General features: G+C 52.0%; 19 protein-coding genes. 11 read left to right on the forward strand and 8 right to left on the reverse strand.

Annotation, left to right across the window (positions count from 1 at the left end; genetic code table 11):
- Positions 1 to 665 precede the first annotated feature (665 nt).
- Positions 666 to 1055, forward strand: a complete 390-nt coding sequence (locus N685_RS20035) for an ABC transporter permease subunit (RefSeq protein WP_231559857.1) — start codon at positions 666 to 668, stop codon at positions 1053 to 1055.
- Between the two features lie 426 nt (positions 1056 to 1481).
- Here N685_RS20035 and N685_RS0108370 read toward each other — a convergent pair whose 3' ends face one another.
- Complete coding sequence (locus N685_RS0108370; protein ID WP_031407483.1) at positions 1482 to 2708, reverse strand: NAD(P)/FAD-dependent oxidoreductase; 1227 nt, start codon at positions 2706 to 2708, stop codon at positions 1482 to 1484.
- Between the two features lie 262 nt (positions 2709 to 2970).
- Between N685_RS0108370 and N685_RS0108385 the strand changes: the two genes are divergently transcribed.
- From N685_RS0108385 to N685_RS0108400, 4 genes are read left to right on the forward strand one after another with little or no spacing between them, the layout of a single operon-like run.
- Positions 2971 to 3912: an ABC transporter substrate-binding protein gene (locus N685_RS0108385; protein ID WP_031407485.1), complete on the forward strand. Its 942-nt coding sequence runs from the start codon at positions 2971 to 2973 to the stop codon at positions 3910 to 3912.
- Positions 3913 to 3933: 21 nt separating this feature from the next.
- Positions 3934 to 4941 carry a FecCD family ABC transporter permease gene (locus N685_RS0108390; RefSeq protein WP_237746886.1) on the forward strand — a complete coding sequence of 336 codons (1008 nt, stop codon included), beginning with the start codon at positions 3934 to 3936 and terminating at the stop codon, positions 4939 to 4941.
- On the forward strand, positions 4934 to 5917 hold the full coding sequence (locus tag N685_RS0108395) for a FecCD family ABC transporter permease (protein WP_031407489.1): 984 nt from the start codon (positions 4934 to 4936) through the stop codon (positions 5915 to 5917). The genes N685_RS0108390 and N685_RS0108395 overlap by 8 nt, the downstream gene beginning before the upstream one ends.
- Positions 5918 to 5930: 13 nt before the next feature.
- Positions 5931 to 7451 (forward strand): Ig-like domain-containing protein, encoded by a 1521-nt coding sequence (locus N685_RS0108400; protein WP_031407491.1) that lies wholly within the window; start codon positions 5931 to 5933, stop codon positions 7449 to 7451.
- Positions 7452 to 7794: 343 nt separating this feature from the next.
- Here N685_RS0108400 and N685_RS0108405 read toward each other — a convergent pair whose 3' ends face one another.
- Together N685_RS0108405 and N685_RS0108410 are read right to left on the reverse strand one after the other, a co-directional pair.
- Entirely contained in the window at positions 7795 to 8697 is a 903-nt protein-coding gene (locus N685_RS0108405; protein WP_031407493.1) for a class I SAM-dependent methyltransferase, read from the reverse strand.
- On the reverse strand, positions 8694 to 9320 hold the full coding sequence (locus N685_RS0108410; protein ID WP_031407495.1) for a TetR/AcrR family transcriptional regulator: 627 nt from the start codon (positions 9318 to 9320) through the stop codon (positions 8694 to 8696). Before N685_RS0108410 ends, N685_RS0108405 begins: the two co-directional genes overlap by 4 nt.
- A gap of 115 nt (positions 9321 to 9435) precedes the next feature.
- On the opposite strand from N685_RS0108410, the gene N685_RS0108415 reads away from it, so the two are divergent.
- A complete protein-coding gene (locus N685_RS0108415) occupies positions 9436 to 9990 on the forward strand; it encodes a GNAT family N-acetyltransferase (protein ID WP_031407497.1) in 555 nt (184 codons plus the stop codon).
- Between the two features lie 65 nt (positions 9991 to 10055).
- Here N685_RS0108415 and N685_RS0108420 read toward each other — a convergent pair whose 3' ends face one another.
- Together N685_RS0108420 and N685_RS0108425 are read right to left on the reverse strand one after the other, a co-directional pair.
- Entirely contained in the window at positions 10056 to 10682 is a 627-nt protein-coding gene (locus tag N685_RS0108420; RefSeq protein ID WP_031407499.1) for a LysE family translocator, read from the reverse strand.
- Between the two features lie 140 nt (positions 10683 to 10822).
- Positions 10823 to 11773 carry a cation diffusion facilitator family transporter gene (locus tag N685_RS0108425; protein ID WP_031407501.1) on the reverse strand — a complete coding sequence of 317 codons (951 nt, stop codon included), beginning with the start codon at positions 11771 to 11773 and terminating at the stop codon, positions 10823 to 10825.
- Between the two features lie 217 nt (positions 11774 to 11990).
- Between N685_RS0108425 and glgB the strand changes: the two genes are divergently transcribed.
- From glgB to N685_RS0108450, 5 genes are read left to right on the forward strand one after another with little or no spacing between them, the layout of a single operon-like run.
- The gene (gene glgB, locus N685_RS0108430; protein WP_033842325.1) at positions 11991 to 13991 is read left to right on the forward strand and encodes a 1,4-alpha-glucan branching enzyme; all 2001 of its coding nucleotides are present in this window, start codon (positions 11991 to 11993) and stop codon (positions 13989 to 13991) included.
- Positions 13873 to 15042 carry a glucose-1-phosphate adenylyltransferase gene (locus N685_RS18980; protein WP_031407504.1) on the forward strand — a complete coding sequence of 390 codons (1170 nt, stop codon included), beginning with the start codon at positions 13873 to 13875 and terminating at the stop codon, positions 15040 to 15042. Before glgB ends, N685_RS18980 begins: the two co-directional genes overlap by 119 nt.
- A complete protein-coding gene (locus N685_RS0108440) occupies positions 15039 to 16073 on the forward strand; it encodes a GlgC family sugar phosphate nucleotidyltransferase (RefSeq protein WP_031407507.1) in 1035 nt (344 codons plus the stop codon). The genes N685_RS18980 and N685_RS0108440 overlap by 4 nt, the downstream gene beginning before the upstream one ends.
- On the forward strand, positions 16070 to 17527 hold the full coding sequence (gene glgA, locus N685_RS0108445) for a glycogen synthase GlgA (RefSeq protein WP_031407509.1): 1458 nt from the start codon (positions 16070 to 16072) through the stop codon (positions 17525 to 17527). Before N685_RS0108440 ends, glgA begins: the two co-directional genes overlap by 4 nt.
- Positions 17514 to 19913 (forward strand): glycogen/starch/alpha-glucan phosphorylase, encoded by a 2400-nt coding sequence (locus tag N685_RS0108450; RefSeq protein WP_031407511.1) that lies wholly within the window; start codon positions 17514 to 17516, stop codon positions 19911 to 19913. Before glgA ends, N685_RS0108450 begins: the two co-directional genes overlap by 14 nt.
- 198 nt (positions 19914 to 20111) lie before the next feature.
- On the opposite strand, the gene N685_RS0108455 is transcribed toward N685_RS0108450, so the two are convergent.
- The 3 genes from N685_RS0108455 to N685_RS0108465 all read right to left on the reverse strand — a co-directional run bounded on the left by N685_RS0108455 (position 20112) and on the right by N685_RS0108465 (position 22062).
- Positions 20112 to 20906 carry a TIGR00266 family protein gene (locus tag N685_RS0108455; protein ID WP_031407512.1) on the reverse strand — a complete coding sequence of 265 codons (795 nt, stop codon included), beginning with the start codon at positions 20904 to 20906 and terminating at the stop codon, positions 20112 to 20114.
- A 155-nt stretch (positions 20907 to 21061) separates the two neighbouring features.
- Entirely contained in the window at positions 21062 to 21256 is a 195-nt protein-coding gene (locus N685_RS19545; protein WP_156961383.1) for a hypothetical protein, read from the reverse strand.
- Positions 21253 to 22062 (reverse strand): yteA family sporulation protein, encoded by an 810-nt coding sequence (locus N685_RS0108465; RefSeq protein WP_031407514.1) that lies wholly within the window; start codon positions 22060 to 22062, stop codon positions 21253 to 21255. Before N685_RS0108465 ends, N685_RS19545 begins: the two co-directional genes overlap by 4 nt.
- Positions 22063 to 22129: the final 67 nt, after the last annotated feature.

The following is a 22129-nucleotide window of genomic DNA, read 5'->3' on the forward strand; positions in this document are numbered from 1 at the left end:
AAGAATTAAGTCGTTCGCAGCAATGAATAGGTTCTATGTGTTCAGGAGCTCTCGTCGTAGCAGCTCTTAGTTTATTAGAAGACAAGACGGCAACCACTTATCCAACAGCAAAAAAAGGAATTCGAAAAGTTTCATGTTCGCGCTGATGCAGAGTCATTCGTGGTTGAAGGCAATGTGGCAGCCGCAGCGGATTGCTTTGCTGCCTAAGCAGTTGGCTTATTTATGGAAGGGGGAATTAGTAAGAAAGTTAGACATGCAGTATTACATTCGATTTAGCCTGTTCGCTAAGGTGTTGAATCAGTTATGGAGCTGATGGATGCTGACAATAAGGAGGAGCGCTATTGATAAGAACGATGAAATTTGTGGCCGGAATAATATTGGAATGCTTGTTTGCCATCGCGGGAATCGTGATGATCAGCGGTTTCCCTAGCTTATTTCATAATATTTCGATCAATGTAACGGAATATGTAAAAAAACATTAGGGTACATCATTATGAAGCTTATTCATCCACTGAGTATCGAATATGGAATGAATAGAAAAGTATTCCCGCAAATTCTTATTCATTATCGGGAGTCGCTTCTATTATGCGGATTGGCAATCGTGGTAGCACTATATAGTAGCATGGGTGATAACGTATATCACGCTTCTTTTCTTTCGGAGCCATATGGAGCGAATCAAAATGATATTGGCTTTTTTTGAATCCTTGCCCGATCTGCTGATTATCGTGACCTTTCAGTTAATCGTAATTGCAATATTTAAAAAGACCGGCTGGCTCATCTTTCAGCCTGCTTCCATAGGAGAGGAAAGAAGCCTTTTTTTGCCCATTGCTTGTCTGAGTATTCCGATTTCTTTGTTGTTTGCAAAGCTGCTTTTGCAGCAATATGAAAACGAACTTCGCAAACCATATGTAGAATACGCGTTTTCGAAAGGGCTGTCTTTTTTCTATATTTTGAATAAGCATGTGCTGCGGAACGTAGCGCTAGGATTGCTTTATTATTCGAAAAACAATGATTTGGTTTATTTCTTCCACAGATGTGGAAAGGGGGGGAAGTAGCTTGATTCGTATATTGATCCGCGACAAGTTATTTATGCTGGGGTTCCTTTTTATCATCTCAATGTATACTCAATGGCTTAAAAAGAGCCTTCGTATTGAAGACGGCTGATAGAAAAAGATGGTGTTAGCATGGCCGCTATTCACAATAGATTTGTGTGCGGCGTGCAGCATTATGCGCACGAATTGGCGTCAAAGGACAAGTGGAGGAGTGAAGTCGGCGAATTTGGCTGGGGAGAGGGAGGGGGCTCCGCGTGTGTTGCCCCCTTTTCTCCCTGCATATGCGCTGAAACATTGGTTGGACATCCTGTACTCGCCTTGAAGCCAAGGGCCCTTTTCGATCCACACTCCTGTTGCCAGCTTTGGTTTTTGCCCCAGCCAATGAGGAACGATCATTTTGTCACCGTCCCTGTGCGCGAAAAGGCATGATCACGGCCGCAGCGTAGAGGCCAAGGGGCGCTCGGGCAGATAGAGTTGGGCGTCATCGCTTTGGCCGGCTGCGATCCAATCGCGCAGGCATTTGGCAAGCACCATGCTGTAGACCGCCCCGTTGTCCCCGTAAGCATAGACGAAATAGCAGTTCGGATATTCGTCATACACCCCGATGATCGGCAAGCCGTCATGCGTGCCGGCGTAGTAGGCGCCGAGGTAAAATTCCGGCTGCACATTGATGGTGGGGAAGCGCTGATTGAATTCGGCGATCAACTGGTCGCGCTTATGGATGAGTTTCGCGTCGCGTTCATCGGCGTAGGTCGTATCTTCATCCAACCCGCCAATGATCACGCGGTTGTCAGCGGTCGTCCGCATGTAAATGTAGGGACGGGCGGTTTCCCAGATGAGCGTCCGGTTGTACCAGCTCGAGAAATCATCGACTGGATTGGTGACTACCGCGTACGTGCTCGTCAACACAGCGTTCCGGTCCTTTTTGAAATCCAACGTTTCATATCCCGCGGCGATGATGACGGATTTTGCTTGGATGACCGCTCCCGTTTTCGTATAAAAAATTGCTTTGTCTTTTTCTAGTTTTTTTCCGTTGATTTCGGTTTGTTCGAACAGGCGGACACCGCGGTTTTTGGCGTATTCAAGCAAGCCGATCGTCAGTTTGTATGGATTGACTTCGCCATCGTTTTTCGTCAGCATCGCCGCGGGCTTGCGGAACGGGTAGTGGCGGGCGATTTGCTCTTCCGTCCACCATTCGACGGCAAAGCCGTGTTTCTGGAGAGCGGCGTATTCGTTTTCCAACTTGCTTACATCTTCAGAAGAGCTGGCGTAATACAAACTGTCGCGGGTGACAAATTCGCAATCGAGCGGCAGCTTTCCGGCAGCCTGAGCGAGATCGCGGATGGCCTGTTCGCAAAGCTTGAGATGCCGGGCTGCGTACGCTTCGCCAAAACTGTTGATCAGCTCGAAAAACATTTTTTCCCCCAAGTATTGAATGAGGGCGGTGTTGACGGCCGTGCTCCCATGTCCCGCTTTTCGCTTGTCGACGACGACGATGTCGAGGTCGGTGTCACTCAGGAAGTAGGCGCATTGGGCGCCCGAGGTACCTGCGCCAATAATGAGTACATCGCAGTCAATATCTTCCTCCAAGACCGGGTAGCTCGGCGGGGCTGGCAAGGTGGTGGGCCAGTACAATTTGCCGGATTGTAAGTTCATGTTTGTTCGACTCCTTCCACACCATGGTTCGCTTTTAGCATGACCGGAATGATTTGGTTTATTCGTTGCGACCAAGCCAACATCGACTAGCCCATTGATGAAGGAACGCGGCGCCATGGATGAAGCGGCATGTTGATGGGTTGGAAACGGAAAGGCAAAGGATTTTTTATCATTGTATTGACAAAGATATTCAATATCAATTATGATCTTAATTGATAAGGATTATCATTATTAAATAGAGGTTGAAGGGGGAATATGTAACGTGGTGCAGAAAAAATGGACTTCTCTTCTTGCCGTGCTGATGGCGCTACTCGTGCTGCTTGTGCCATTGGCTCAACCGGCCGCATCGGTGGAGGCTGCAGCCAAGACAAGGGTGTTTAAAACAGAGCTTGGCAAGCTGGTGATCAAGGGAACCCCGAAGCGGATTGTCACGCTAAGCATGGCGGGGACCGATGCCGTGGTTACGTTGGGATTAAAGCCGGTGGGCTATACGATTTCGAATTCGGGAACGGTGCCTACATACTTGCGTAATAAATTAAAAGGTGTACCGAGCGTTGGAGCTCTTAGCGCCCCGAGTTTGGAGAGAATCGCAGCGCTCAAACCGGATTTAATCATTATCGACCATGAATTTGAGTTTCATAAAGCGATTATTCCTCAGTTGAAAAAGATTGCACCCGTGGCGGGATTCCGCGCAAACAGCTACAAAGAGGCGATGAACCAGCTCCTTGTATTGGGAGACATCTTAGGCCGGAAGGCGAAGGCAAAATCGTTCGTGAATCAGTTTTATAAAGAATTGAAATCGCAACAAGCAAAATTAAAAGATAAAAATCTTCGTGTATTGGGCTTTTTCGTCAATAAAGATGGCATTAACGTATGGCAGGACAACTCATTCTCTGGATCGATTTTTACTGCCCTTAAGGCGGATTATGCCTTTAAGGAAAAAGGGGATGAATACTCCGACTTTAAAACAGTAAGTTTAGAACGAATTTTAGAAATCGATCCAGATGTGCTGTTTGCCTATACAGATCCTGGGAAGAATGATCTGAAAAAAGTGAAAGCCAACCCGATTTGGTCCCAATTAAAAGCGGTGAAAAAGAAGCGGGTGGTGGAAGTCAATCGCGATCTTTGGTCTCGCAGTCGGGGACCGTTGGCAGCGAAATTGATTGTAAAAGAAGCAGCATCCATTTTAAAACGTTATCAGTGATGGGATGGGGCTAGCGAGAGGATGTCATCTTTGACATACGGAAAAAAAGCCATATGGATCAGCACCATAGCAGGACTGGGCATCGTTTTGTTGATGATCGTTTCGTTGGTCTCTGGTCCGTTTTTCGTGCCGGTTCAAAAGGTGATCGATGTTCTTTTTCATGACGATGGATCCAAAGCACGAACGGTGGTTTGGGATCTGCGTTTTCCCCGCGCCCTTCTAGCGGTTTTGATTGGGGCGAATCTGGCGGTCGCTGGCGCGATGATGCAGTGCTTAACCAAGAATCCGATGGCTGAGCCGAAAATCATGGGGGTGTCGGCCGGCGCAGCTGTGGTGGTTGTCCTTATCGAATATTTTTTTGCCGGCCTTCCCCTGCTTTTCTTTTCTCCCCTTGTCTTTTTGGGGGCGGCGGTTGGAGGGGCTCTCGTATACAGTTTGTCCTTGAAGAGAGGCGCTCTTTCCCCGGTTCGTTTGACCCTTGCCGGAGTGGCTGTCAGCGCATTTTTGCATGCGATCACGGTTGGAATTTTGGTCTTGCTTGGCCAAGATGCGGCCGCCGTATATGCCTGGTTGGCCGGCGGGTTAAATGGATTGACATGGCGTCATTTTTCGATGATCGCGCCATGGTCTCTCGCCGGCTTGCTTGTCTCCATCATGATCGCTTCGAAACTGGATCTGTTGGAGCTGGGCGATGATACAGCGAAAGGGCTTGGTATTCATGTGGGAATTCTCAAAACAGTGATGGCAGTCATCATTATTATTTTGGCTGGAAGTGCGGTGTCCGTATCCGGGGTGATCGGGTTTATAGGCTTGATGATCCCGCACATCGTCCGAAAAATGGTCGGCGTGAATTATCGGCATATCATTCCAGTCAGCGCCTTGTGCGGGGGAATGTTGCTTTTGATGGCGGACTTGCTTGCACGCTTAGTGGCGCAGCCGATTGAACTTCCTGTCGGGGTGTTTACCGCCGCCATTGGTTGCCCATACTTTTTGTATTTGATTAGGAAGCAGGGCGAATGGAATGCGTAAGCGTGATGTGGGACTTGTGGCTGGTTTGGCGTTGCTTCTTGTCATCATCGTGCCTCTCGGCGCTTGTTTCGGGGATGTGAAAATCCCTGTTTCGCAAGTATGGGAGGCATTGTTCAACCGAACGTCTTCCCTCAACGGGGAAATCGTTTGGGAATATCGCTTGCCAAGAATATTGGTTGGGATGTTTGTCGGTGCCAACCTCGCCGTATCCGGGGCGCTGTTGCAAGCCGTGACGCAAAACCCGCTTGCCGCTCCGAATGTCATTGGAATGACGGCTGGCGCCAGCTTGTTTGCCGTGCTGGCATTGCTGATCATTCCGCACTTTCCTGCCAGCGGCCTGCCGTTTGCCACCTTTTTCGGGGCTCTCTTCGCCGGCCTTTGCGTGTATGCGTTTGCCTGGAAGAAAGGGATGGATAAAGGGCGGTTTGCTCTATCAGGGATTGCTTTTGACGCCTTGTTTCAGGCGGCTGTTACGGGGATTTTGGTTTTTGCGACCAAAGGGATTGATGCTGCGGTCATTTGGTTGGCGGGGAGTTTATGGGGACGGACATGGGAACATGTTGCTCTCATTGTTCCTTGGTCGGTGATGGGGCTCGCGTTGGCTTACCTTTGTTATCGCCGCCTGAATGTCTTGCAGTTGCACGATGATGTCGCCGCAAGCTTGGGAATGCGTGTTCAGGCGGCGCGCTTCCTGATCTTCCTCATCGCGGTCGGTTTGTGCGGAAGCGCCGTGGCCGTATCGGGTCCGATCGGATTTGTGGGACTCGTCATCCCCCATCTCGCCCGTTTGTTGACAAGGGCGGATTATCAGCGGCTCATTCCGGTCAGCGCCTTATTAGGAGCGATGTTGATGATCGGCGCGGATACGGTGGGAAGAACCATCGCGGCGCCAATCGAAATTCCGGTCGGCATCTTAACGGCCTTCATCGGTGCGCCGTATTTTCTCTTTCTGCTTCGACGAGCAAAATTATCATGAAAAGGGGATCGGTATGGGTTGGAAAAAATGGGTGGTTTCTAGTTTCGCAGCCGTCAGTTTAGCCATAGTGGGGGCGGCGGAGTCTGAAGCATATGCGGCGAAACCGGCCAAGCTTGTCATTGAAAGTGCACAGCCGGTGAATGCTTCGACTGTAAAAGAGTATATCGTAAAAGGAAAAGGGCTCAAGGGAGCGAAGATCAAAATTGTCATCACCGATGGAAAAGCATCTGTCACTCGTTACACTGTTGTTCAAAAGAGCGGAGCGTTTGAGGCGCCGGTCAACGTATCGACGTTACGGGACGGGACGCTAACCCTATCTGTCATCCAAATCGTCAAGGGTCAGAAGTACAGCAGTGTAAAGAAAAAGATGATCAAGGATACGAAGGCTCCTTCCGTTCCGGTGATCACGAACAAAGGATGGATCAATGCCAAGCAGCAGAACGCTTATGCTGTCCAAGGAACAGCAGAACCCCATAGCGTTGTGAAGGTTTCGTTGAGCGATGGAAAGCAGCGCATTACCAAAACGGTGCATGCAGACGGCAAAGGGAGATTCCGGGCGGTGATCGATGCAAGAAAATTGGCGGAAGGAGAGATTACGGTCTCCGCGGTTAGCGTGGATTCGGCAGGAAACCAAAGCGGCCAATCGAAGAACGTGCTTCGGAAAGATGTGAGCATAGAGGCTCCTGAACTGTTGAATGAAGGATATATTAACGCTTTCAACTATGAAGCGTATCCAGTCACAGGGACAGGCACGCCTGGAGAGAAAGTGGTGGTGGAGGCTGCCGATGGAAAAAAATCCGTCTTGGCAAGCGGGTTGGTAGATGAAGATGGAAACTATGAAGTAGAGATCAATACGTCTTCGCTGAAAGATGGGAAGGTCATCATCCGTGTGAAAACGATCGATCAGGCGGGGAATGAAAGCCGGATTGCAAGCGTCGTCCTCATCAAATCGTTGGCTTCTCCGGCCAAGCCGTCTATTGACAATAAAGGATATGTGAATGCCGGCACAGATGCAACCGCTTATGAAGTAACGGGCAAGGGAGAACCAGGAGCGGAAGTGGAGGTCACGTTGTCCGATGGCACGAATGAAATCAGCACAGTCGGTACGGTGGAAGAAAACGGGAGATACCGCGTAGAAGCGGATATTTCGCCGTTAAGCGATGGACTGATTACCATTACAGCCGTTCAAACGAGCGTTACAGGCAATGTAAGCCTGGAGGCAACCGCGACGGTTTGGAAGGATACCACTGTTGACGCTCCATCGTTGAACGCCCTGCCAGCCGTTACGAACCAAAATCAAGCGGCCTATACGATCGCAGGAACGGCAGAAAGCAACGCATTGGTGCAAATCATCATTACGGATGGGCAAAAATCGCTTGTTGCATGGACATCGGCGGACTCGAATGGGAGTTTTTCCAAGACGCTCGATCTGTCCGCATTGAACCATGGTCAGCTGACGGTCATTGTGATGCAGGAAGACGCAGCACAAAACCATAGTGAGGCGACCACAGCGACGGTGACGAAAGGGCAATAAGAAGGAACCTGTCGGCCGAGTCTTTCTTTGAAGCGGAATGCTTAAAAGAGGACTCGGTCGATTTTTTTGATGAATAGACATGTTTCAATATGACATAATCATGGGGAACGTGGGGCTCTTAGGGAATCGATGATTGGATTAACATGAGGATAAGGATGGCGGTTTCTGTTTTTCGAATCCCAATTATTATGGCAGATTGATAGAGAATGAATATAACCAATTAGGAGAAGACCTTGTTTTCCATTTTTGTTCCCATAGATGAACCTACTCCCGCTTTTTACATGCCTGTATTTGCCGCGTGAAAATAGATCCGTCCGGGAAGGCCTCTGGCCTCTCCCGGATGTTATTTGCGCACCGCATGGACATAATGGACATGTTCAAACGCTGTCAGATCGTCGTTTCGGTTCGAGAAAAATTCCGCTTGGATTTGTTCCGGCGATACGTGTTCGAAAATGAAGAGACGGTGATGTTGCAGCTGTTTCTCAAGTTCCTCCAGCGAATATGCCGCTTTCATCGGCTCACCGCTTTGCCGGGCGAGGGCGAGCGTGTTTTGCACCCGCTTGACGGGGGAGGCAAACAGCTGCTCATCGGCAAAATCAAACACGATGGAGCTGCCCTCTGTCATCAATGGAGCGAGTTGGTGCAAAAGACGATAGAAGTGCTCTTTTTCCAGATAATATGAGACGCCAAGCAGGCTGAACACCGTTTTTTCACTTGGGCGAAAGCCGGCTGCGAGCAATCGAGGAACCACGTCATCCTTGGTAAAATCGGCGGCGACCAGTTGCAAGCCGCTCGGCATATTCCAGCTGGCCATGTGGAGGCGTTCGCGCTTGAATTGCTGCGTGTTGGGATGGTCGACTTCGAATATCGTCAGGCCGCTGTGTGGATGGCGGAAGGCGAACGTATCCAGCCCTGCTCCTAACATGACATATTGCGTCGCGCCAAGCCGTTTTTCGTGTTGGACGATCCGTTCGGTATAGGCAGCGCGAGCGAGCGGAGTCGGAGCGAGCTGCGTTTGGACGATCCATTTCACTTTCTCTTCGTCCGATGAGAATGCATCAAGCTGCTCGGGGGCAAAAAATCCCAAGCCGTTGGCGAGAAAGGTTTGGATTTGTTTGTATTCTTCATCCGTGATCAGCTGTCTGGCCATATCGTCACGAAAAATGACAGGCGTGTCATGTTCCGTATGATAAGCGCGGACGAAACAGGACATCAATGCGGTCATGCTCGGTTCATTTGGTTTCATAGCAACGGCTCCTTTGCGAGGCTATTGAAAATCATCTTCTGGCCGTAGGCAAAAAACTGCTCTTTCGTCTTGCCGAGTGTCGGCAGCAAAAACGATCCCTTTGTTTCGACAAGGTCAAACAACGCATGCAGTTGTGCAGAAAACACGTACACGGCCATCATGACGTCTGCGGTTTCACGGACAACGCCTTCTGCGATGCCTTGCTCGATCCAGCGGGCGAGGGCGTCATTGATGTCCGTTCCTAAAGAGAAAATAGCTTCCATGGTGGGTGTCACTGCGCCCAACGATGGCGGGCGAAACTCGCGGACGGCGCGCGCCGAAATGGGACAGTGTTCGTAGTAAGCGCGCATCGCCGCACAAATGTGCTCGTACTTGGCCAAAAACGGCTGCTCGGCTTGCACGATGTCGGTGAGACGATCACGCAACTGTTCGAGACCATTCACGACAATGTAGTACAAAATCTCCTCCTTCGTGGCAAAGTAGCGGTACACCGTGCGGCGGCTGTATCCCGATGCCGCACAAATATCGCTGATCGACGTGCCGTCAAACCCACGTTCGAGAAACAGCTGCTCAGCCGCTTGAGCAATCGTTTGTTTGTGCACAGCAGCGATATGTTCTTTCATGGTGGATACCCCTAGTATCAAAAGTATACTACGAGTATACTCTTTGTTTTTCTGGTCGTCAAGCAGATTTTTTATTCACAAGTGAGCAACCAGAACAATGCAAGGAGGGATCGTTATGGGAAACATCCAGCCAAGGCGGTTGGTGACGGCAAGCGGCCAACCGATTGTTATACGGACGGCATGGCCCGAGGATGCCGAGCGGATCGTTGCGTTTGTGAAGGCGGTGGCGGCGGAAGCGTCGTATTTGCTGACGACGGCATCGGAAGTAACAATCACGAGCGAGCAGCAAAAACAATGGTTGCAACAAATGATGGATGATCCCGGAAAGCTGGCGATTGTCGCCGAGCAGGAAGGGGATATCATCGGGTTTTTGGATTTTCATAACGGTAATAAGCAACGGACGAAGCACCAAGGGGCTTTTGGTATGAGCGTGAAAAACAGCTTTCGGGGCCAAGGGGTCGGCAAGGCGCTGCTTGCGACGCTTCTTGAGTGGGCAACGGAACATCCGTTTATTGAAAAAGTTTGCCTCGAAGTCGTCGCTGACAACACGAACGCGATTCGATTGTATCAAAAGTTTGGATTTGTGGAAGAAGGGGTGAAGAAAAACGCGGCGAAAATCGATGACAAGACGTATTGGGATTTGCTTTTGATGGCCCGCTTTGTCAACTAGGTGTGCAGCTGCTAAAAAATCTTAAGCAGGCTGAAAAAACAGCCCGCTCGTTTCGTTTTCGGCCGCTACGAACGCTCGCTGAAGGCGATTTGGATGCCGATGGCGGCGAAAAGGGCGCCTTTGAGCCAGTGGATCCGCCGAGCGATTTGTTCGTTCGACAGCAGCCAGTGGCGCAGTTTTTCCGCGCCGATGCTCACCAAGGTGAACACGGCGAGCGCCTGAATGAGGAAGACGGCGCCAAGAAGCAACATCTGTTGCGGCACGCGGCCCGCTGATGGATCAACGAACTGCGGCAGGAGCGCCAAAAAGAAGAGCGACACTTTCGGATTGAGCACGTTCATCAAAATGCCTTTTTTGTACAACGATCTCAAGGCGAGCTGCTCTTGACGCCCGAGTGCTAGGCCAGCGTCTTTTTCGTGGAACGCCTGCCATGCCAAGTACAGCAAATACCCGGCGCCTGCGTATTTGACGACGGCAAAGGCCAAGGCCGACTGATAAATGATGGCTGAGACGCCAAGCGTGGCGGCACTGATATGGACAAGCAGGCCGGTGCACAGCCCGAGGGAGGTGGCGATGCCCGCCTGTTTGCCCTGGGACAGGCTTTGGGCGATGACGAACAAAATGTCCGGGCCTGGGGCTAACGTAAGCAAAACAGCGACGCCGAAAAACGAGAAGATCGTTCCGATTTCCATAAGCCTTCCCTTCCTTTGGCAGCTGATGTCTGTATCTTGATGTTCGCCGTGGATCGTCTTGATTCCTTTTGGCTTGAAAGGGAAAATGGACAAGCAAACGAAAAAGCCGCCCATGCCATTCCAAGCAGAGGCGGCATTTTCTATTCATGGGAAGCTTTTTTCTCCAAAAACGCCCGGCCATAGTGGCCGTGGTCATGCAGCATGGCGTGTTCGACTTGGATGGTCGCATGTTCGATTCCGTATTTTTCCTTCAACATTTCATTCACCGCCAAGATGACGCAAAGCGGTTGGATGTGTTCGTTGACAAACACATGAGCTGACAGCGAGTAATGGTCGGTCGAGATGGCCCATAAATGCATATCATGCACATCTTCCACCCCTTCGATCGTTCGAATGTCAGCGCGGATTTGTTCGAGGTCAAACCCATCGGGCACGGCTTCCATTAAGATGAGATACGATTCACGCATAATTTTCGCCCCGCCTGTGAAAATGATGGCGGCGATCACCAAGCTGATGATCGGGTCGAATACTGTCCAACCGGTCCAATAAATGAGAAGCGCGGAAACGATGACACCGATCGAGCTGATCAAGTCACCGATGAAATGCCAAAGGGCGCTCTGAACGTTCAAGTTGTCTTCCGCTTTCGTGCTTCGGCTTAAGACGATCGTCAGCGTCGCGTTGACGACGAGGCCAATCGCGGCGATCCCGAGCATGAGGCGAAAGTGGATCGGTTCCGGATGGAGAAAACGCTGAATGCCTTCCCATAAGATCCACAGCGCAATGACGGCCAATGTCAGCCCGTTCAAAAACGACGTGATAATTTCAAATCGCAAAAAGCCGAACGTAAACCGGCGGTTTGGCGGGCGCGTCGCCATATAGAGAGCGACCATGCTTAAGCCGAGCGCCAGCACATCGGATGCCATATGGGCGGAATCGGACAACAGCGCGAGCGAGTTCGAAAGGATGCCGCCGGTGATCTCAACGGCGGTGAAAAACACGGTCAATAAAAGCGTCACCCAGAGCGCTTTTTTCGATTCATTTTGCGTTTTGACGTGCGGGAGATGGTGAAAATCGTACAGTGTTGGAGCCATAATGCACCTCCATTTTTTATAATAATTATTAATTTATATATATTATAATATAAATGCCCGGCTGTGTGCAAAGGAAAATTCGACAACCCAAAACAGCGGTTGTTGGAATTTGTCTAAAAATATAGACGAATCATTCAAGGAATGAAGCGTTCTGTTGGCGAATAGGAATCAATGTCGTGTATGGCCATCATCTTGTTTCGGAAAGGATGCGATCGGTTTGATTGCGGCGAATCCGACAGATTTAGAAATGTATTTGTTTCATGAAGGCAGCTTGTATAAATGCTATGAGCTGTTTGGCGCCCATATCATCCATCAAGGGGAGACAGTCGGCACCCGGTTTTGCGTGTGGGCGCCGCATGCGCTTGATGTGCGTCTCGTTGGCAGTTTCAATGATTGGAATGGGGCCAATTTCCGCTTGACAAAAGTGAACAACGAAGGGGTATGGACGATCGTTGTTCCAGAAAACTTGGAAGGCCATCTCTATAAATATGAGATCATCACACCGGATGGCCGTGTACTGTTGAAAGCAGACCCGTACGCCTTTTACTCCGAAGTGCGCCCTCATACTGCCTCGATTGTCTATAATCTGAAAGGGTACGAGTGGAATGACTCATCTTGGCAGCGGAAGAAGCGGCGGAAGCGGATTTATGACCAACCGATGGTCATTTATGAACTTCATTTCGGTTCGTGGAAAAAGAAACCGGACGGCCGCTTTTATACGTACCGCGAGATGGCCGACGAACTCATTCCGTACGTGCTTGAGCGCGGGTTTACGCACATTGAGCTGCTTCCGCTTGTCGAGCATCCGCTCGATCGTTCGTGGGGATATCAAGGGACCGGCTATTATGCGGTGACGAGCCGCTATGGCACACCGCACGATTTCATGTATTTCGTCGATCGCTGCCATCAAGCGGGGCTTGGGGTCATCCTCGATTGGGTGCCAGGGCATTTTTGCAAGGATGCCCACGGGCTGTACATGTTTGACGGCGCGCCGACGTATGAATACGCGAATGAAAAAGACCGAGAAAATGACGTCTGGGGGACGGCGAATTTTGACCTAGGCAAGCCGGAAGTACGCAGTTTTCTGATCTCTAATGCATTGTTTTGGCTGGAGTATTACCATGTGGACGGGTTTCGCGTCGATGCGGTCGCCAATATGCTTTATTGGCCAAACAATGACCGGCTGTATGAAAATCCGTATGCGGTCGAATTTTTGCGCAAGTTGAATGAAGCGGTGTTCGCCTATGATCCGAACGTCTTGATGATCGCCGAAGATTCGACCGACTGGCCGAAGGTGACGGCGCCGACGTACGACGGCGGGCTTGGGTTTAATTACAAATGGAACATGGGCTGGATGAACGATATGCTCAAGTATATGGAAACGCCGCCGCATGAGCGGAAATACGTCCACAATCAAGTCAGTTTTTCCCTCCTTTATGCGTATTCAGAAAATTTCATTTTGCCATTTTCCCATGATGAGGTCGTGCATGGAAAAAAATCACTGCTCAATAAAATGCCTGGGTCATACGAAGAGAAGTTCGCCCAGCTGCGCCTATTGTACGGCTACATGATGGCCCATCCTGGAAAAAAGCTGTTGTTTATGGGCAATGAGTTCGCCCAGTTTGATGAATGGAAGTTTGAGGGAGAGCTTGACTGGGTGCTGTTTGATTTCGACTTGCACCGGAAAATGGACGAATATGTGAAGCAGCTGATCGCCTGCTATAAACGGTATAAGCCGTTTTACGAGCTCGATCATGATCCGCACGGGTTTGAATGGATTGACGTTCATAATGCCGAACAAAGCATTTTCTCATTCATCCGCCGGGGGAAAAAAGAAGGGGATGTGCTCGTTATTGTTTGCAATTTCACAAACCAGGCGTATGACGATTACAAAGTCGGCGTGCCGCTTTTGGCGCCGTACCGCGAAGTGCTCAACAGCGACGCGCCAGAGTTCGGCGGTTCGGGGCATGTCAACGGGAAGCGGCTTCCCGCTTTCCGTGAGCCGTTTCATGGAAAACCGTACCATGTGCGCATGACGATTCCACCGTTTGGCATTTCCATTTTGCGGCCAGTGCAACAACGAGGGGAGAGAAAGCAGAATGAAGAAGAAGTGCATCGCCATGTTATTGGCCGGCGGGCAAGGAAGCCGGCTTCGCTCGCTGACGAAAAACATCGCGAAACCAGCCGTACCGTTTGGGGGGAAGTACCGGATCATTGATTTTACCTTGAGCAATTGCACGAACTCAGGCATTGACACAGTCGGGGTGTTGACCCAATATCAGCCGCTTCTTTTGCACTCGTACATCGGCATCGGAAGTGCATGGGATTTGGATCGGCGAAACGGCGGGGTCACTGTCCTTCCGCCCTATTCCGTCTCTTCCGGTGTCAAATGGTACGAAGGCACGGCGAACGCCATTTATCAAAACATCAATTATATCGAACAGTACGACCCGGATTACGTTCTCGTGCTGTCTGGCGATCATATTTACAAGATGGATTATCAGCAGATGCTCGACTACCATATTGCCAAACAGGCCGATGCAACGATTTCCGTCATTGAGGTGCCGTGGGAAGAGGCGAGCCGATTCGGCATTATGAACACAAATGAAAACATGGAAATTGTCGAATTTGCCGAAAAACCGGCCCACCCGAAAAGCAATTTGGCGTCGATGGGCATTTACATGTTCAACTGGCCGCTGTTGAAAGAATATTTGCAAATCGACAACGCCGATCCGCATTCGTCGCATGATTTCGGCAAAGACATCATTCCGCGGCTGCTCCGGGAGAACAAGCGGCTCGTGGCGTATCCGTTCAAAGGCTATTGGAAAGATGTCGGAACGGTGAAAAGCTTGTGGGAAGCCAACATGGATTTGCTCGATGAACACAATGAGCTCGACTTGTTTGACCGCTCGTGGCGCATTTATTCGGTCAATCCGAATCAGCCGCCGCAATACATCGCTCCCGAGGCGGAAGTGAGGGATTCCCTCATCAATGAAGGATGCGTTGTGGAGGGAACAGTGGAGCGCTCGGTGCTGTTTCAAGGTGTGCGCATTGAGAAGGGGGCGGTTGTGAAAGAGTCCGTGATTATGCCAGGGGCAACGGTTGGTGAAGGAGCGTATGTCGAGCGAGCGATCGTTACTCCGGAGATCCTCATCCCGCCGCATTCGACTGTAAGCTTGGACGATGCTGATGATGACGTCGTGCTCGTAACGACCGAGTGGCTCAAGCAACGGAATAAGGACACCGCAAGGAAGGATGGAGCACAATGAACAACAACATGATGTTAGGCGTCATTGACGCGACGACGTATATGGAGGCGATGGCGCCGCTTGTCGAGAGACGTTCCATCGCAGCAGTGCCATTCGCCGGGCGGTATCGGCTCATTGACTTCGTGCTTTCGAGCATGGTCAATTCCGGCATTGAAAGTGTGGCGATTTTTCCCAAATACCAATATCGGTCGTTGATGGACCACTTAGGATCAGGGAAGAATTGGGATTTAAACCGAAAACGGGACGGACTGTTTTTCTTCCCATCGCCGGATTTGTTGTTTTCCGGCGAGCGCCGGGTCGGGGCGTTTGCCCATTTTGAGCAGCATATCGACTATTTTTTGCGAAGCCGGCAAAAGTATGCGGTTATTGCGAACGGCTATACGGTGTGCAACATCGACTTTGACGCCGTTCTCGAGCGCCATATCGAACGCGGCTGCGATGTGACGCAAATTTGCCATCGCGGCGAGCCATTGGAGATGTATGTGCTTGAGACGTCTCTTCTGCTTGATTTGATCGCCGGCTACAAAGACCGCGGTTATCGAAGCATCGTCGATGTCATCGACGACGATCGTCATTCGCTGTCCATTTGCGACTATGAATACAACGGGTATGCGGCCGCCATCGATTCGCTCGCCCGCTATTTCCGCGCGAGCATGGAGCTGCTTGACCGCCGCGTTTGGGAGCAGCTGTTTCTTCCATCGCGGCCGGTTTATACGAAAGTAAAAGACGAGCCGCCGACGAAATACGGCCGGGAAGGGAATGTGAAGCGCTCGATGATCGCCAACGGCTGCGTCATTGAAGGAACGGTGGAAAACAGCATCCTGTTTCGTTCCGTGAAAATCGGCAAAGGAGCTGTTGTGAAGAACAGCATCATTATGCAAAAATGCCAAATCGGCGATGGTTGTGTGCTGGATGGCGTCATCGTCGATAAAGATGCGAAAATCGAACCGGGGGTTGTTTTACAAGGGACGGCGGAACGGCCGTTTGTCGTCCGGAAAGGAACGGTGCAAGGGGAGGTCTTGAATCGATGAACGTGCTGTTTGCCGTTTCTGAATGCGCCCCGTTTGCCAAGTCGGGGGGGCTGGCCGACGTCGCCGGCGCCTTGCCAAAAGCGCTGCGCCGGCTTGGCGTCGATGTTCGCGTGATGTTGCCGAAATATGAAACGATCGCCCCCGAATGGAAACAGAAGATGAACAAGGTGGCGGAGTTCATCGTGCCGGTCGGGTGGCGCCGCCAGTATTGCGGGGTGGACAGACTGGAGCACGACGGGGTTGTCTATTATTTTATCGATAATGAATACTATTTCAAACGGCCGCAGCTGTACGGCCATGGTGACGACGGCGAGCGGTTCGCCTATTTTTGCCGGGCGGTGCTGGACGCGCTGCCGGCGATTTCGTTTCAGCCCGACATCATTCATTGCCATGACTGGCACACGGGCATGATTCCGTTTTTCTTGCGCGAGCAATACCGGCATGATCCGTTTTATGCGGAGATCCGCACCGTGTTTACGATTCACAACTTGCAGTTTCAGGGGCTGTTTCCGCGCGGGATTTTAGAAGATTTGTTGAATTTGGATGGACGGTATTTCACCGTCGATCATCTGGAATTTTACGGAAGCGTCAGCTTTATGAAAGGGGCGCTTGTCGCCTCTGATTTGATTACAACGGTCAGCCCGACGTACAAGGAGGAGATTCAAACCGCCTATTACGGCGAGCGGCTTGACGGGCTGTTGCGGGCGCGGCGGGATGATTTGCTTGGCATTGTAAACGGCATTGACGACGAGTTTTACAACCCGGAAACCGATCCGTTTTTGGCGGCGACTTATAGTGTACATACGCGGGAGAAAAAAAAATGGAACAAGCGCGCTTTGCAGCGGCGGTTCGGTCTGCCAGAGCGGGACGATGTGCCCGTTGTCGCGATGGTGACGCGAATGACGGCGCAAAAGGGACTCGATTTAGTCACGTGCGTGTTCCACGACCTCATGCAGGAAGAGATGCAGCTCATTGTGCTCGGCACGGGGGATTGGCGGTTTGAACAGTTTTTCTCGCAGATGGCGGCGGCCTATCCCGACAAGGTCGGGGTGTACATCGGCTTTCACGAACCGCTCGCCCATCAAATTTACGCCGGCGCGGACTTGTTTTTAATGCCCTCGCTGTTTGAACCGTGCGGGCTGAGCCAAATGATCGCGCTTCGGTACGGGACGATTCCGATCGTTCGGGAAACGGGCGGGTTAAACGATACGGTGCAATCGTACAATGAATTCACAGGAGAAGGGAACGGATTCAGCTTTACGAACTTTAACGCCCATGATATGTTGTACACGATCCGCCGGGCGCTGTCGTTCTACCGTCAGCCGTCGGTCTGGGAGCGCCTCATGGAGCGGGCGATGCGCGGCGATTACAGCTGGCGCCGGTCGGCGAGAGAGTATCAAAAAGCGTACGAGCAGCTGGTCGAAAAGGGGGGAGACGCGCTTGTTCGCGGATAAAGAAACGTTTCAACGGACGTTTGTAGCGCGGGTGGAGGCGCTGTGCGGCAAGCCATTTGCAGAGTCGACGGCGCGCGATCATTATCACGTTCTCGGCCAGATGGTGCGCGAACATATCAGCCGCCATTGGATCGCGACGAACGAGCGCTACCGGGCAGAGCGGCGGAAGCAAGTGTACTATTTGTCGATCGAGTTTTTGCTCGGCCGTTTGCTCGGAAGCAACTTGTTAAACCTCGGCGTCCGCCCGATGGTCGAAGAGGCGCTTCGCGAGCTCGGCATCCGCCTTGAGGACATTGAGGAATGCGAAGCGGACGCCGGGCTTGGCAACGGCGGGCTGGGGCGGCTCGCCGCCTGTTTTCTCGATTCGCTCGCGACATTGAATTTGCCGGGCCACGGCTACGGCATCCGCTATAAACACGGACTGTTTGACCAAAAAATCGTCGACGGCTATCAAGTCGAGCTGCCGGAGCAATGGCTGCGAAACGGGAACGTTTGGGAAATCCGTAAAGAAGAGCTGGCGGTCGAGGTTCGTTTCTGGGGAAGGGTTGAGGTGTCGGAACAAAACGGCCGCCTCACCTTCCGCCATGTCGACAGTGAAAACGTGATGGCTGTGCCGTACGATATGCCGGTCATCGGTTTCGAGACGAACACGGTCAACACGCTCCGGCTTTGGAGCGCCGAGCCGGCGAAAACGTTCCCGCTTCATAAAGATGTGATGCAATACAAACGGGAGACGGAAGCCATTTCGGAGTTTTTGTATCCTGATGATGCGCACGATGAAGGGAAATTGTTGCGGTTAAAGCAACAGTATTTTCTCGTCGCCGCCAGCCTCGGCAGCATCACTCGCGCGCATCGCCGCCAGCACGGGAGCCTGCACCGCCTTCATGAATATGTCGCCATTCATATCAACGACACGCACCCGGCGCTCGCGATTCCGGAATTGATGCGCATTTTGCTCGATGAGGAAGGGATGAGCTGGGAAGAGGCTTGGCACATTACGACCCATACGATCGCGTACACGAATCATACGACGCTGGCGGAAGCGCTGGAGAAATGGCCGATTCGTCTGTTTCAGCCGCTGTTGCCGCGCATTTACATGATCGTCGAGGAAATCAACGAACGGTTTTGCCGCGAGCTGTGGGAGCGTTATCCCGGTGATTGGGGAAGGATCGAGCAAATGGCCATCATTGCCCACGGGATGGTGAAAATGGCGCACTTGGCCGTCGTGGCGAGCCATAGCGTCAATGGGGTGGCGAAACTGCATACGGAGATTTTAAAACAACGGGAAATGCGCTTGTTTTACGAGTGGGCGCCGCACAAGTTCAACAACAAAACGAACGGCGTGACCCACCGGCGCTGGCTGTTGAAAGCCAATCCCGAGCTGTCGGCGCTGATTACGGAAACGATCGGGCCCCGCTGGATCCGCGAACCGGAAGCGTTGATTGAGCTGAAATCTTATGCTTCCGATCCGGCGTTTCAGCAGGCGCTGGCTGCGGTCAAGCGGCAGCGGAAGATGAAGTTGGCCAAGCGCATTTCCGAAAAAACGGGCGTTCTTGTTGACGAATCGTCGATATTTGATGTCCAAGTGAAACGGATGCACGCTTATAAACGGCAGTTGTTGAACGTGTTGCACATTATGCATTTATACAATCGTCTGAAAGAGGACCCGCATGTTTCGATCCACCCGCGCACGTTCATTTTCGGAGCGAAAGCGTCTCCGGGCTATTACTACGCCAAGCGGATCATCAAGCTCATCCATTCAGTGGCGGATCAGGTGAACAACGATAAACGGACAAATGAGCAACTGAAGGTCATTTTCTTGGAAAACTACCGCGTATCGCTCGCGGAAGAGATTTTCCCCGCCGCCGATGTGAGCGAGCAAATCTCAACCGCCAGCAAAGAAGCATCCGGGACGGGCAATATGAAGTTTATGATGAACGGTGCCATTACGCTCGGCACGCTCGATGGAGCGAACGTCGAAATCGCGGAAGCCGTCGGAGAGGAAAACATGTTTTTGTTCGGGCTGGCGGCCGAGGAAGTGCTCCACTACTATGAGCAGGGCGGCTACCGGGCGCATGAGTATTACCATCACGACAAACGCATCAAGCAAGTCGTCGACCAGCTTGTCAACGGCTTTTTCCCTGGCGTCGGCGACTACTTTGAGCCGATTTACGACTCGCTGTTGGCGCAAAATGACGAATATTTTGTGCTGCGCGATTTTGCCTCCTATGCCGAGGCGCAAGAGCGGGTGGAAGAGGCTTACCGCGATCCGGCGCGCTGGTGGCGGATGAGCGCCATCAACATCGCCCACTCCGGCTACTTTGCCAGCGATCGGACGATTGCCGAGTACGCTGTGGATATTTGGGGCCTTTCGCCGTCGATGTAAGGCAGAAGCGAAACACAGGAGCGGCGGGCATACCAGATTAGAGGGCTGATGTATGGCCGTTGCCAGCCCTTCGTGGAGAGGGCATGAAAGGAAACGGGGTGTCCGGCTTAACCGGAACGCCCCGTTTCGTTTTAGGTGCCAACTAGAAATGGTTACGAATGAATCGTCAGGCTTCCCGTCAGAATGCCTCGTTTCGTTTTAGTCGTCGCCGTCGAGCCAGTCGCCGATGCCGCCGAGGAGGCTGCCTTCGCCGACCGATCGTCCGCCAGCGCTTGGGGCGGCAGCGAGGACGCGGTCAGCGAGCCGGCTGAACGGAAGCGACTGCACCCACACCGATCCCGGGCCGGTGACGGTGGCCAAAAACAGCCCTTCCCCGCCGAAAAAGGCGGTTTTGATGTTGCCGACGTATTCAATATCGTAGTCAATGTCTTTCGTCATGGCGACAAGGCAGCCGGTGTCAATGCGAAGCGTTTCCCCCGGCTGCAGCTCGCGGCGATGGATCGTCCCGCCGGCGTGCAAAAAGGCGAGTCCGTCGCCTTCCAACTTTTGCATAATAAACCCCTCACCGCCGAAAAAGCCGGCGCCGAGCTTGCGTTGAAACTCAATGCCGACCGACACGCCTTTGGCCGCGCATAAAAACGAATCTTTTTGGCAAATGAGCTTCCCGCCCAGTTCGCTCAAATCAACCGGAATGATTTTTCCCGGATACGGAGCGGCAAACGCGACGCGGCGCTTGCTGCTGCCTTGGTTCGTAAACACGGTCATGAACAAACTTTCCCCGGTGAGCAGCCGTTTGCCGGCGCCGACGAGGCGGCCGAGCAGCCCTTTTCCTCCCGAGGAGCCGTCGCCAAAGACCGTTTCCATCACGATGCCGTCTTCCATCATCATCATGCCGCCCGCTTCCGCAATGACGCTTTCGCGCGGATCGAGCTCGATCTCGACAAACTGCATGTCATCGCCGTACAGCTGGTAATCAATTTCGTGTGCGTTCATCGTTTCGCCTCCATCAACGTTTTCGTCACATTCCGCTATGTATTACGGAACCCGCGCCTTTGCTGTTTCAAAAAGCATGGGAAAACATATGTTCATGGTTTTGCAAGCGGCACGGAAATCCACATCCTTGCTGTTTCAAACACGCTTTCGTTCGTTCAAAAACCGTCACGCTCTCTTTGCCTGTTTTCCAACAAGCCATTGAAACATGCGGCATCCTTGTTGCAACCCCGCCATTGAAAAGTATGCTTTTCTTGCTTTGCCCCGCTTTTGGAGAGCGCACGTTTCCTGTTTTGGCGGAAGAGCGCGTCCCTGTTTCCAAAAAAGGCCATCGCACGGATGGCCTTTTTCATGGATTTGATTCCCCAAAGCTTTGTTGGGTCGGTCGTTCATCATAGCGGCGGTAGCTCTCATTGACCGTATACGGGTCTTTTTCATACGCCGGCAAATCACCGATATTTGACATGATGCCTTCGTCATCCAATATGTTTTCCAGCAGCTCATGCTCCCGTGTCGGGTACACTTTGACGTTTTTGCCATGCAAATCGACAGCCGCGAAATTTTCCAAGTCTTCGACATAGCCGACGTTCTCTTCCGACTCGGCGTACACTTCGCTGTAGAAATCGACGTTTTTGCCAAGATCCGAAGGAGTGTCAGATGTGCCGTAGCGGGCGACTTCCTGCCATGCATCTTCCGCGTCATAAGCGACCGATTCTTCGCGGTCATCGAAATCGAATTTGGCAAACGGCGGCATGAGAACGCCCTCTTCAAGCGGCCGCTTTTGCGACACCGTTTGATCCGGGCTGTGGTCGCGGCAGTAGAGCGTTGTCGGCAGCGCCTCGAGCCGTTCGTATGGAATCGGCCGGCCGCATACGCGGCATGTTCCGTACGTGCCGTCGGCGATGGCGCCAAGCGCCCGTTCAATCTCGCGAACTTCGCGTTCGGCATGTTCCTGCAAGGCGAGATCTTTTTCCCGCTCATACAGCTCCGTCGCCTCATCGGCCGGATGGTTGTCGTAGCTCGCCAGCTCGCCGACCGCATCGTGGGCGTGGCTGCGGATCATGCCGAAATGGTCGTTTTGTTTCAGCCGCTCTTCTGTCTCCCGTTTCATGTCGAGCAACCTTGAGCGGAGGACGTCAAGTTGTTCGTTCGTCAGCATCGGTTGCCATCCCTTCCTTCGCCATAGCGTCTTGTCGTATCGGCCGCCTCGGGCCGTTTCCCCCTTT

It is taken from the genome of Geobacillus vulcani PSS1, assembly GCF_000733845.1.
Lineage (GTDB): Bacteria > Bacillota > Bacilli > Bacillales > Anoxybacillaceae > Geobacillus > Geobacillus vulcani.

Excerpts from the sequence above, each read along its gene's own strand:
- N685_RS0108410 (WP_031407495.1), bottom strand. The coding sequence starts at position 9,320 with ATGAAAGAACATATCGCTGCTGTGCACAAACAAACGATTGCTCAAGCG.
- N685_RS0108415 (WP_031407497.1), top strand. The coding sequence starts at position 9,436 with ATGGGAAACATCCAGCCAAGGCGGTTGGTGACGGCAAGCGGCCAACCG.
- N685_RS0108400 (WP_031407491.1), top strand. The coding sequence starts at position 5,931 with ATGGGTTGGAAAAAATGGGTGGTTTCTAGTTTCGCAGCCGTCAGTTTA.
- N685_RS0108465 (WP_031407514.1), bottom strand. The coding sequence starts at position 22,062 with ATGCTGACGAACGAACAACTTGACGTCCTCCGCTCAAGGTTGCTCGAC.
- N685_RS0108440 (WP_031407507.1), top strand. The coding sequence starts at position 15,039 with ATGAACAACAACATGATGTTAGGCGTCATTGACGCGACGACGTATATG.
- N685_RS19545 (WP_156961383.1), bottom strand. The coding sequence starts at position 21,256 with ATGAAAAAGGCCATCCGTGCGATGGCCTTTTTTGGAAACAGGGACGCG.
- N685_RS20035 (WP_231559857.1), top strand. The coding sequence starts at position 666 with ATGGAGCGAATCAAAATGATATTGGCTTTTTTTGAATCCTTGCCCGAT.
- glgA (WP_031407509.1), top strand. The coding sequence starts at position 16,070 with ATGAACGTGCTGTTTGCCGTTTCTGAATGCGCCCCGTTTGCCAAGTCG.
- N685_RS0108455 (WP_031407512.1), bottom strand. The coding sequence starts at position 20,906 with ATGAACGCACACGAAATTGATTACCAGCTGTACGGCGATGACATGCAG.
- N685_RS0108420 (WP_031407499.1), bottom strand. The coding sequence starts at position 10,682 with ATGGAAATCGGAACGATCTTCTCGTTTTTCGGCGTCGCTGTTTTGCTT.
- N685_RS0108390 (WP_237746886.1), top strand. The coding sequence starts at position 3,934 with ATGTCATCTTTGACATACGGAAAAAAAGCCATATGGATCAGCACCATA.
- N685_RS18980 (WP_031407504.1), top strand. The coding sequence starts at position 13,873 with ATGAAGAAGAAGTGCATCGCCATGTTATTGGCCGGCGGGCAAGGAAGC.
- N685_RS0108370 (WP_031407483.1), bottom strand. The coding sequence starts at position 2,708 with ATGAACTTACAATCCGGCAAATTGTACTGGCCCACCACCTTGCCAGCC.
- N685_RS0108405 (WP_031407493.1), bottom strand. The coding sequence starts at position 8,697 with ATGAAACCAAATGAACCGAGCATGACCGCATTGATGTCCTGTTTCGTC.
- N685_RS0108425 (WP_031407501.1), bottom strand. The coding sequence starts at position 11,773 with ATGGCTCCAACACTGTACGATTTTCACCATCTCCCGCACGTCAAAACG.
- N685_RS0108395 (WP_031407489.1), top strand. The coding sequence starts at position 4,934 with ATGCGTAAGCGTGATGTGGGACTTGTGGCTGGTTTGGCGTTGCTTCTT.